Origin of the sequence: Streptomyces sp. SID12501 (assembly GCF_010550245.1) — a bacterium.
Classification (GTDB): Bacteria; Actinomycetota; Actinomycetes; order Streptomycetales; family Streptomycetaceae; genus Streptomyces.
In genome coordinates, this window is the sequence record NZ_JAAGLU010000402.1 from 1 (window position 1) to 528 (window position 528).

General features: G+C 72.0%; 1 protein-coding gene. It reads right to left on the reverse strand.

Annotated elements, in window-relative coordinates; genetic code table 11:
• Positions 1 to 411: GNAT family N-acetyltransferase (locus G3I71_RS46460; protein WP_164324967.1), on the reverse strand; the 411-nt coding region annotated here is incomplete at its 3' end.
• Positions 412 to 528: the final 117 nt, after the last annotated feature.

Consider the following 528-nt stretch of genomic DNA (forward strand, 5'->3'; position numbering starts at 1 on the left):
GCCCAGCCCCTCGCCCTGCCGGTCCGGCGCGACGGCGATCATCAGCAGGTACTCGTGCTCCTCGGCGGTCGGATGGACCTCCCCGGTGAGCCGGCCGACCAGTTCGCAGCGCTCGTTGTCCGGATCGGCCACCGTGCGCATCCGCGCCGGGACCTCGTCCTCGCCCTCCGGCTCGCCCGCCGGCACCCGCAGCCACAGCGCGGCCGCGGCGCCGTCGGCCGTACGGTCGATCCGGCCCTCCTCCAGGGCGACGTCGACGAAGACGCCGAGGAACTTCCCGTGGACGGCGGCCCGGTGTCGCGGATCGGGGAAGACCCAGCTGCTGACCGGGTCGTCCCGGAAGGCCTCGTCGAGCAGCCGCGCCACGGCGTCCCGGTCCGATCGACCGGCTTGACGTATCTCCAGCCCCATGGGTCACACCCTTCACTTCACTCACGCGTCAACAACCGTGAGTGATCCTAGAGTTGACCCACCGACGCAGAAAGGCCCGTTCCGGCACCGTGCGGTGCCGGAACAGGCCTCCCGGGG